The sequence below is a fragment of the Sulfitobacter sp. AS92 genome (genome assembly GCF_038900015.1).
Lineage (GTDB): Bacteria > Pseudomonadota > Alphaproteobacteria > Rhodobacterales > Rhodobacteraceae > Sulfitobacter.
In genome coordinates, this window is the sequence record NZ_JBBMQL010000021.1 from 39,391 (window position 1) to 48,998 (window position 9,608).

A 9,608-nucleotide genomic window follows, 5' to 3' on the forward strand; every position below is an offset into this window, starting at 1 on the left:
TGGAAAATCAAATCATGCAAACCTTCGGTAAAACCCTCACCCGCACCCAGATGTGGCTTGCCCTGGCGGTAACCGCAGTGATGGCGCTGACTTTCACCTTAGTCGGCAGGCTACCCCTGATCGTTACCTTCGATGTTGGCCTGCTTGGCGTCGCGACAATCGTCGTACTGAACCATTTCGGCGAGACGGCATTTCCCGAGGCTCAAGCCTACTACCCGACCTATTTCGCCACGCTCGCCTGGCAGTTCATTCACTTCATCGAGGAATTCATGACAGGGTTTCGCGAGCATTTTCCTGCGCTCTACGGTGCGGATGCCTACAGCGCCAACTTGTTTGTCGCGATCAACATGATCTCCTACGCGGGGTTCACCCTCGCGGGCATTGCGTTTCTGACCAAGGGAATCCGGTTTCTTATTGCGCCGATGCTGTTCTTTGTTGTCTACGGCGCATTGGGCAATGCAATCGCACATACTTGGTGGGTCATTTGGTTGGGCAAATACTTCCCCGGTTTCTATACCGCACAGGTCTACTGGATTCTTGGACCACTGGCGCTGGCAGGGCTTGTCGGATCACTAAAGCGTGCTGTCGTTTTCACGGTCAGTTTTGGATTGATACTGATCCCGGTCATGACAGTCTTCATGGTCAGCTAACAATCTGGGCGAACCTTGAGAATCGTATGTACGGCGTCCGAAATTGCGATCTCGAACGTTCTGGATTGTGATTTCGGGCTATTTGTTCGGAGCGGTCCTTCATGTGCAGGGCGTTGCGGCCACAAGCGCAACTCAACCAAGCCATGAACAAAGGACTCCAGACATGTCGGCCCTCCCAACCGTTAATCTTCGCCTGACCGCACTGGTCGCGCTTCTCCTCACGTCCCTCGGAGCCAACGCCGGCGACCTACTGGCTCAGGCCACCGATTACATGGCAGTTGCCGACGGCGTCGATGAGACGACGCGTGCCTTTCATTACGATCCAGCAGAACTGGAGACCGCCCAGTATCAGCAAGTTATGGCGACAATAAGGGCTTTAGCGGAAACGGTCGAAACCGATGATGCCTTCGTTGAGGGCTTTAGAGAGATATGGAGGGATCAAGGGCCCTTCTCGCACATGTCATTGAGCCAGGCGCGCGGAACCTCTGAGGAACAAGCTGCCTTTTTTGACACGTTTCGTACAGGCGGTGGCGGTGCAGTCCTGTCGTGGGATGGCAGGGTCGCTATTCTCACCGTCAATACGATGATGGGTCTCGATACCATCGAGGAGATTGACACTGCTTACGCCGTTATTGCCGAGCTGGGCGCCGAGAAACTCATTATTGATCTTCGCGAAAATGGCGGCGGCGCATTTGCGATACGACCTTTGGTGGGCCACTTGATGAATGAGCGTTACGATGCCGGAGCCTTCGTTGCGCAGCGTTGGAACGCCCAACATCGCGGTCAGGCGCCGACTCTACAGGACATAATGACCGTGGCTCCGTGGGAGGGCTGGTCAGTTAGAGCCTTCTGGGATGATGTTCAAAGAGAGCCGTTTATCCGGGTTAGCTTTTCGCCGATAGCTCCAGTGTTCGACGGTCCCGTTTATGTTCTCACCAGCGAACGCACCGCAAGCGCCTCTGAAATCGCTACGGAAGCGCTGCAAAGTTCGGGGCGCGCGGTAATCATTGGCGAGAGAACAGCCGGAGAAATGCTTTCGCAGAAAGTATACGACATACCGGGTGGGTTCCATTTTTTCCTTCCAGTAGCAGATTATTTCTCAGTTACGGGCGACAGGATTGAGGGCTTCGGTATTGTGCCTGACATCGCAGTTGACGCGGAAGACGCGCTAAATATTGCACTTCAACAATGAGTGGTACGCATTTCGCGCGCGGTAACAGCGGCTACCCGTTTGATGTGGCTAAAGCTGCACATGGCATATCCCCAAAAGCGGACCTTAGTGCGCGGCGCAGCAAATTTACTGTTTGTCCCGCGACTTGATCCTTGAGCGTTTCGTTTCCGCTGCGGCTCGCATGAATGACCGGTTTTCCCGCCGCGCAGCGGCGTAGAAATTTACGCTGTTGCAGCAATTTCCGCGCTGCGAGCGCACGCAGCACAAAATCAACAGGTCCGCTCTGGGCTCAGAGCCGCCGTTAGCTGCCACGAGCTCCGAGGTTTGCTGGGCGGACCTTCCTGTCGTTCGCAGCGGACTCATAGTCTCCGCTGCAGTTGCGAAGACTAATTGGAGGTAGAGCGGTCTCCGGCCGTTCGCCGCTGGCGCATGGCGATCGTATCGCAACAGCCAAAGCGGACACTTCCACAGGTTCACAATGCTTGAATCAGGGTGGCGGAAATGATGGGCTCAGAGCTGCCTATTACTACAATAAACTTTACTCCCGCAGCCTTGCAGGGCGAGCGGCATACGTTGAATAATGAGGTAGTTATCTGCGGCTTCATGATTCCCATGCAACTTGCAACTGACTTCACAGAGGAACCTTGGATGACAGCGGCACATGTCCGAAGCTAACTTAAATTTGAAACCGGCCAGACGCCGCCGAAAGCTTGGTCACGCCAGAGTGCCAAACGTTGTCCAAACGTCGTTGATCGAACATGACATCGGCGCTTGCAAAGGGCATGATCTGATCGATTTCGTGCGCATGGAGACGTGATTGCCAGCAAGTGACCTTATATATGCAGGGCGGAATGTTGATTTCACCCGCGCCATTACCAAACCTGAATTCAGCAAGAGATCAGTCCTCGATCATGACTCCTTCCAATTCGTTGAACTATGGTTGAAGCGAGAGAAGCACAAGGACGCTCTTTTTTATTGGACACAAGCGAGAAGTTTCTTTGAAGCATCGAAGATCCTTCAAGGCACCGCCTCACCGCTAACTTCTTATTACTGCATGCTAAATGCCACAAAAACCCTTCTTGCCGTCAAGGGGGTAAAGGCAAGGGAGAGTCACGGCGTTTCGGGCGAAGCTGTGAACTCAAGAACAAGTCTGGCCAATGAAGAAAGCTCAATAAGACACAGCGGAATCCTCGCGGAATTATCCAAATATCTCGGAGAAACCGAGAGAAATCCAACGCATTCTCTCGATGACATCCTTTCAAACTTGCCGTTTATCCACAGGGCATATGTCTTAACGCGAAATAAGGACGCTGAGCTATTTATACGCATACACAAGCCTAGATATGTTCGCCACCCGACTGCAAATCGAGTTTGGCTCGCGGCAGAAGTCGCAGGTCATGAGGCCGATCGTAGAGTCCTCAGGTGGGTGCCTTCGCACTTTGAAATAGATGATGGCTACACTCAATCAAGAGTAATTAGGTCGACGCAGCGAGTTAGGTGGTTTCCACGGCAAGGTGCTAATCTAACTACAAAGGAAACTGCGATCACGCGCCTAAGATCGCGTCATAGTAAATTGAGATTGGACGTCGTTTCCATATCGGCCACAGAGACGCTTTGGTATCTCAAAAGAAGGCTCGCCAGCTATACTATTATTGATAGATATGGTCTGACACTCATGATGATGGCTATGCACCGCTTGAGCGAGCTTGCACGATATGATCCCAAAGGGCTCTCAAGGCATCTAAGCGGCAGGGAAAACTGGCTTCTCAATGAGTTTTTGAGTCTCGCTCCGGCTCAGTTCGTTGATGAGATTTCTTCTGAAATTACCGGGCTCGAATTTCGCATGCCTGCAGTTAGGCGGTAGGGATACGCTTGTGGCAACCTATAAATCGATCTCTACATTATGGCGAAGTGTTTCATTGGCTGGCATCGTCTCCTGCAACACGTCCCACAGTATAATTTCTTTTCGGAAGCGTTTCGCGGCTTGAAGCTCAAGCTGAACCCAAGGCGACATGAAAAAAGCCGGTGAACGCAACCCCAAGAACAAATCGCACTTAGCGATTTCCGACACGATCCTCTTTTGGATATTCAGCGAGTCGTTGTGAAGCAAGTCGGCAAATGGACGGCATGCAGCTGGAAGGGTCCTCAATGTCGATCTCAGTTTGATCTCGTCGAAAAGTCCATCACGAGTTGTATAGCAAACAAAGACTCTCACTTGAAGACAAGCCAGAGCATAAAGATTACGGCAAGCAAGACAAAATACAACGACATCGACCTATTGAATATAGACGACCACATCTTTGGATTCTCAATGTTTTCCTCAACATCAGCACTATTTCTCTCTGCAATTTTGTTGAGTTTTGCAGTCATTCTTCGGCGGAGCGAGCGTTGATAATAATATGCAATTGAGTCTGAGAACCAAAAGCCCAGGCACACTAATCCACAGACGGCAAATACAAATTCTAAATTGTCTTCTGATCCGAACTTTACCATCAGAGCGATCACGCCCGCCACCACTGCGACACAGAGTTTCTTATACTCAAAGCAATCGTTGCTGATCTTCAAAGTAGCATCGTGCAGCTGATCAACAATCTTCCAGTCGATCACGTCGCTGGTCTTGGTAGCTTGGTCATCTGGCAAAGGTTCACTCCCAAGATTTTTACGGCATATTATGGCATTTTTATTGATTTCCAAGACTCGTCAGCCATGAAATCCAGCGCCTCATGATTCAAATCGAACGCCAACCGCAGCCTTGCAGGCGCTGGCTTCGATCGAAAGGTCAACATTGTGCGACGCTACGAAGGGCAGCTTCGGGGAAGCTGCATCGCAGCAATGGCCAAATGTCTGAGGAGCCGGTGAGAGCCATCACCTGCAAAGTATGCGATGCTGCAACTGCGAATAGCCTCAAGCTCGGCACGGTAACTAAGGGCTCCAAGCCGACCTCCGCACCGCAGCACAAACACCTGTTCCGTGGAAGCTTGAATGTCAGCTGTCGCCATCCACGCCCGGCAACCTTGCACCTGCAGCGAATGCACGCTTTCCGCCCTCCTTTCGAAGGTTCTCGGAACCTCAGCAAAGACTGTCCGGCCGCAGCGAACGGCAGGAAAGTCCGCTCAGCGGACCTTCCTGCACCGCGCAGCGAAGGGCGAAAAAGCCTCGCCCAGCTCCTGGGCGGAAATGCGGAGCGTCAGGGTCAATTTAACACTATTGCCAATTCTGTTAAGTGCGCGGCATCCGCCGTCGGCGGACTGGCAGGGCACGGGGCATATTTACGCTTCTCAGTTTAACAGTTCTCGGCCATACTATTAAAGATTATGAAATGAGTTTCAGTTGATTACCCTTTACCTGAATCTCGAACATTGAGCCCCCCTTCACGAGGGGGACCTGTTTTTCTATCGTCCCCCAGATGACCATGAGCCGCTCCATTTTCTTAAGAATAGGGGCCCTCTGAAGCCCAGGCGCGAAGAAGAAACCGATATGTTTGGAATTCCGAAAGACCCGCTGTTCTGCTTTGTTCTTCGTAATTCTGCGGTCAGCCGATATGATGACCCAGCTGCCTTCGCGGTTCAGAGCGGTCAGCCAGTCGATATCTTGAACTTTCGGCCCGAACCTCTCTCGGAGGTGAACGACCTCGTGTTGTCCGATGAATAGGGCCGCGAGGGCGCGAGCCATCGGAGGGGGGAGATTCTCATCCACCATTACCCTCAAGCGGCCGCGAGCTCCCCATGATACCTAACTGCATCTACTACTACTGTTCGATCTACTTCGTAGAGTGCTGCGACCCGCGCCACCGAGCCCTCAGCTTGAACTGCTTCTGCAAGTACGATGGTGGGTACCCCGAAGTCAGAGGAAATCGGCTGACCGAATGATCGTGTTGGGTCGATAACGATGCTTTCCTTTCCACGATAGGGCCGCCAGCGGGTTACCAGATCGTCTTCCAAATCGAGATCCTTGAAGGTGCGTTCGATTACGCCGTTGAACACGTACTGGCGTCGCTTCAAGTCGATCAGAACTGGATCATTTAGGTGATCGGCTCCTTGGAGGAAGATGCGCCGACCGTCCGTTCGGAACCTTCCAGAAGAGAAGGGTCGGTCGGATTCAATACACTTTCGAGCGGCATCCAAACAGGATCGGATGGTTTGAATTGACAGACCCAGCTCAGTGAAGGCGATGATGAACCTCAGCTCAATCAGATCGCGGAAGCTGAGTTCAACGCTGTCTTCCAACGATAGATCCGGTTGCCAAAGGGAGGCTGAATGGGTCTTTTCGCCGTTTCGGCGATAGTCATACCCCTCCACCCACCGCCGGATGGTCCGGGGGCTGGATCTCAGAAGCTTTGCCGCTTCGCTGATCGTATAGAGACCAACACCGACAAACTCAGTCTGGGGGGTCACCGCATTCATGATCTCCTGTCTACCCTTTCCGCAAAACAAAACAACCGGGTCTGCGCAGCTCCGTCAGTCATATCACCCTCCGGACTGTTTTCGCGCTGACCTTGAATAGGCCCGCGATTTCGGGGATGGGCCGCCGCTCCTCATCTCTCATACGTTTCACCTCGGCCTTTTGGGCCGTCGATAGGGCAGGTGGTCTACCCCCGACCCGGCCCCGTTTCCGGGCCGCCTCCAGCCCCTCCTTCGTACGCTCGACGATCCGCTCGCGTTCGAACTGGGCGATTGATGCGAAAACGTGAAACACCAGCCGCCCTGCGGGGCTGGTCGTGTCGATGTCCTCCCCCAAGGACCGAAACCCGGCGCCGCGCGCTTGGATCAGGTCGACGATCTCCAAGAGGTCTTTCAGACTCCTCGCAAGGCGGTCGTACTTCGTGACGACAACCACGTCTCCGGACCGGAGCTCCGGCAGTAGACGATCTAACTCGGGTCGAACCCGGGCGGAACCGGTGATCGTGTCTGCGAAAATCCGCTCTGCACCGGCAGCGGCGAGAGCGTCCCGCTGGCCGTCGAGGTTTTGATCCCGGGTTGAAACCCGCGCGTATCCCAAAATCATAGGCCGAAACCCTCCCAAAACTAACACGGTTTAGTCATGGGTTTTTGTCCCAGTCAACCTATTGAAATCTTGCGGGGCCGGGCAAGAGGACAAAAACGACCGTTTTTGGCGTACAGGTTCCGGTAATGGGTCGGTAGCTGCGCATCGCATGACTGTTTTCTATGCAGGACCTTCCTACTGTTCGCTGCGGGTGGTCAGTTTTAGCTGCGTCAGTAAAGAAGGTCTGCGAAGCGCAGGTAGCAGGCATCGTTGCATGTGGGGGTCAGTACAGCGCTCCCCGTCACAGCTGGTACAAGGTGGTTACCGACAAGTTCGAGCCTGCCTCTGGCAAGAAGTGGGGGCATGTGATCCTGAACCAAGACAGCGACGCAGTGGCCGACTTCCTCAAGGAGAACCGCTCCGAGATGAACCCGCTGATCGGCCAGTTCGTCGAGGAGCAGGAGAAGGCCCGTCACGTTGGTACGCCTCCTGCGGCCAAGCGTAACCGCAGCCGTATCCGTCAGAGCTTGGTGAAACTGTTCCCGCTTGAGTCCAAGGTAGCTGAGCGTCTGGAGAAGAAAGCCAACTACCTCACTCCCATGGATCCGGGGTCGTTGGTGGCTTTAGAAGATGTAAGGAAACTGTGTTGTTACAGCACCATAGCGGCTCACCATTTAATCCAGATTCCCTTGTGGGTTGAAGCTTCCCGGAGGAAGGGCACTGTGGGCATCCAAAAATATAGGATTTAGGACGACATGATAGAGAAGGAAATCTCCGACTGGTATTTTGGAAACTTCACCAAGGCTCAGCTTGACCTAAGCAACGATACGCCTTGGAGCGGGGAAACTACCTTTGGGCTGCTCGGCCCCGCGGGGGTAGGTAAGACCTTTGCCCTGACCCAAGCTATTAAATCTATCGAGAAAGAGTTTGAGGCCTCGACCAAGAAAGCCGGGCTTACTTGGGATATTATGGAGGTCGATCGCGACACGGCCGAAGAACGACTGGCCTTCCTTGAAAACCTCATCTTCAGCGCAAAGTCTCGCAATAAGAGGCTGAAGTTTAATAACTACGCATTCGCTCTGGCGGCTTACGCGCGTCGGCGACGCCCGGGGTTGAAAGCCCATGAATCCCATCCCGAATTCAATCGAATGCGCAAGGCTGTCATGGCTCTTGGTGGATCGGCAGGCGGCGCCATGCTTGAGTTCATGGATGAAGTTGGACTCGATCACCATTTTGATGCTGCGATCGAGCTTATTGAGGATTATAACGGCATCCCGGATGGCTTTCTTTCATTTGCACGAAACGCTTTTGCAGGCTTATCTGGGCAAGGTCTTGGCGCTGTGGCGCGAAAAGCGGGCGAGGACCTAACTGGTCATACGGTAGATAGATTGACGGAAGCACGTAGCGCATTCCGTCAACGCATCCGGGATCTGTCCGAGAGAAATGGAGCGGTTGCTGATCCTACCAAAAATTTGGAGCTAATGCTGCCGGAAGCTTTCGCTTTGGATTGCGCCCTAAACGCCGCAAAGGGGCATAACCTTCAGGTGATCGCAGCCATAGATCGAGTTGAGGCCGTAAGGTCACCGCAGACTTTGACATGGGTCGAAAGACTCGCCACCGGCGCCCCTGGGGTGGTTTGGTTGATGCTGGGCGAACGGCTACAAGATCGCGAAGATCAACGATTTGAGGCACGATTTTCTGTGCAGTGCCCAGAGGCGGGTAAGCGTCTTCGGACAAAACTGTTTAACGAGAACAACCTTGGTGTAAGAAGCGCGCTGATTTTGCATGAAGTGCCCGATCGCCTTTGGCCACGCGTAGAGGAACGTGCCGAAGGGCGTCCAATATACGCGAAACTCTGGGCTGAAATATTCCACCGGAATTACAGCCGTCTGGGGGATATTGACCAAGCTGCAGATTTTTACCCCACCGGCCAACATATTATAAATTATTATCTGGCAAACATGCCGGAATCTATGCGCTTGCAAATTGAGCTGGCTTCGCTGGTACCCAGCATGCCAATAGAAGCCTTCTATGCTGTACTTGAGTCAGAAAACATAGGCGAGGGCGCTGCTCGACCGGAGGATGTTCGCGCCATCGGCAGAGCTACCGCAGCCGAGGGGCGGATTGAGATCCATGAAGAGCTTCGCAATGCACTCTTCGATAGCGCAACTGGTCGGCGCAAACGCTGGTTAGAAGGAAAACAGTATCAGCTATCGCTGTGGGCGCTGCACCACATCGCTATTCCCAACCCGGATGAGAGCCAGGAGGATCGAGCGGCTTACTTGGGCTTGTTTGAGGGGGCCGCGCTTTCAGTAAACGGTGATCGTGTGGCCAAACTGGCTGTCATGGTTCAGGCGACGAACTTTGTGACTATGGGGGCCGTCGAAGACGTGATCGACCTGCTTCGTAGCGCTATCAAGGACCGGCACCAGCGGCGTGAGGATGAGTGGGCGTACGCGCTCTCTTGCGAAGCCGAAATCCTTGAAAGAGCGCTAACCCTTTACGATACACCACCTGACGAAGAGGTGTATGACTCCGCCAATAGAAGCTCCCGGATGGGCGAGAATGTTCTAGGCTCAGGACCCATTGATTATCGTGGAGCCGCATGATTCACCGTCCGAAAACGGAGCGGTGATATGTCTGATCTTTTCTGGCTGAACGATGCGCAGATGGCGCGGCTGGAGCCCTACTTTCCGAAATCCCATGGCAAACCACGTGTCGATGATCGGCGGGTTTTAAGCGGGATTATTTTCATCAATCGCAATGGTTTGCGATGGCGAGATGCGCCTAAGGAGTATGGCCCC

Annotated in this window: 10 protein-coding genes; 6 read left to right on the forward strand and 4 right to left on the reverse strand. The window is 53.5% G+C overall.

The window, feature by feature from the left end; translation table 11 throughout:
- Window positions 1-14 precede the first annotated feature (14 nt).
- From WNY61_RS19545 to WNY61_RS19555, 3 genes are all read left to right on the forward strand, one after another.
- Complete coding sequence (locus WNY61_RS19545; protein WP_342853109.1) at window positions 15-650, forward strand: hypothetical protein; 636 nt, start codon at window positions 15-17, stop codon at window positions 648-650.
- Window positions 651-813: 163 nt separating this feature from the next.
- Window positions 814-1,842: a S41 family peptidase gene (locus tag WNY61_RS19550; RefSeq protein ID WP_342853110.1), complete on the forward strand. Its 1,029-nt coding sequence runs from the start codon at window positions 814-816 to the stop codon at window positions 1,840-1,842.
- Window positions 1,843-2,638: 796 nt separating this feature from the next.
- Window positions 2,639-3,685, forward strand: a complete 1,047-nt coding sequence (locus WNY61_RS19555; protein WP_342853111.1) for a YaaC family protein — start codon at window positions 2,639-2,641, stop codon at window positions 3,683-3,685.
- Window positions 3,686-4,032: 347 nt separating this feature from the next.
- On the opposite strand, the gene WNY61_RS19560 is transcribed toward WNY61_RS19555, so the two are convergent.
- The 4 genes from WNY61_RS19560 to WNY61_RS19575 all read right to left on the reverse strand — a co-directional run bounded on the left by WNY61_RS19560 (window position 4,033) and on the right by WNY61_RS19575 (window position 6,825).
- Window positions 4,033-4,515, reverse strand: a complete 483-nt coding sequence (locus WNY61_RS19560; RefSeq protein ID WP_342853112.1) for a hypothetical protein — start codon at window positions 4,513-4,515, stop codon at window positions 4,033-4,035.
- Window positions 4,516-5,133: 618 nt separating this feature from the next.
- Window positions 5,134-5,520 carry a hypothetical protein gene (locus WNY61_RS19565; RefSeq protein ID WP_342853120.1) on the reverse strand — a complete coding sequence of 129 codons (387 nt, stop codon included), beginning with the start codon at window positions 5,518-5,520 and terminating at the stop codon, window positions 5,134-5,136.
- 5 nt (window positions 5,521-5,525) lie between these two features.
- Window positions 5,526-6,224 carry a hypothetical protein gene (locus WNY61_RS19570; protein ID WP_342853113.1) on the reverse strand — a complete coding sequence of 233 codons (699 nt, stop codon included), beginning with the start codon at window positions 6,222-6,224 and terminating at the stop codon, window positions 5,526-5,528.
- A gap of 58 nt (window positions 6,225-6,282) precedes the next feature.
- Window positions 6,283-6,825 carry a recombinase family protein gene (locus tag WNY61_RS19575; protein ID WP_342853114.1) on the reverse strand — a complete coding sequence of 181 codons (543 nt, stop codon included), beginning with the start codon at window positions 6,823-6,825 and terminating at the stop codon, window positions 6,283-6,285.
- Between the two features lie 296 nt (window positions 6,826-7,121).
- Between WNY61_RS19575 and WNY61_RS19580 the strand changes: the two genes are divergently transcribed.
- From WNY61_RS19580 to WNY61_RS19590, 3 genes are all read left to right on the forward strand, one after another.
- Window positions 7,122-7,553 carry a hypothetical protein gene (locus tag WNY61_RS19580; RefSeq protein WP_342853115.1) on the forward strand — a complete coding sequence of 144 codons (432 nt, stop codon included), beginning with the start codon at window positions 7,122-7,124 and terminating at the stop codon, window positions 7,551-7,553.
- Window positions 7,554-7,559: 6 nt separating this feature from the next.
- Entirely contained in the window at window positions 7,560-9,413 is a 1,854-nt protein-coding gene (locus tag WNY61_RS19585) for a hypothetical protein (protein ID WP_342853116.1), read from the forward strand.
- A gap of 27 nt (window positions 9,414-9,440) precedes the next feature.
- Window positions 9,441-9,608 (forward strand): transposase (locus WNY61_RS19590; protein WP_342853121.1); only part of this gene is annotated, 168 nt, incomplete at its 3' end.

Bases quoted from the DNA above. Each gene is read 5' to 3' on its own strand.
- WNY61_RS19575 (WP_342853114.1), bottom strand. From the start codon at position 6,825: ATGATTTTGGGATACGCGCGGGTTTCAACCCGGGATCAAAACCTCGAC.
- WNY61_RS19550 (WP_342853110.1), top strand. From the start codon at position 814: ATGTCGGCCCTCCCAACCGTTAATCTTCGCCTGACCGCACTGGTCGCG.
- WNY61_RS19585 (WP_342853116.1), top strand. From the start codon at position 7,560: ATGATAGAGAAGGAAATCTCCGACTGGTATTTTGGAAACTTCACCAAG.
- WNY61_RS19565 (WP_342853120.1), bottom strand. From the start codon at position 5,520: ATGGTGGATGAGAATCTCCCCCCTCCGATGGCTCGCGCCCTCGCGGCC.
- WNY61_RS19570 (WP_342853113.1), bottom strand. From the start codon at position 6,224: ATGAATGCGGTGACCCCCCAGACTGAGTTTGTCGGTGTTGGTCTCTAT.
- WNY61_RS19545 (WP_342853109.1), top strand. From the start codon at position 15: ATGCAAACCTTCGGTAAAACCCTCACCCGCACCCAGATGTGGCTTGCC.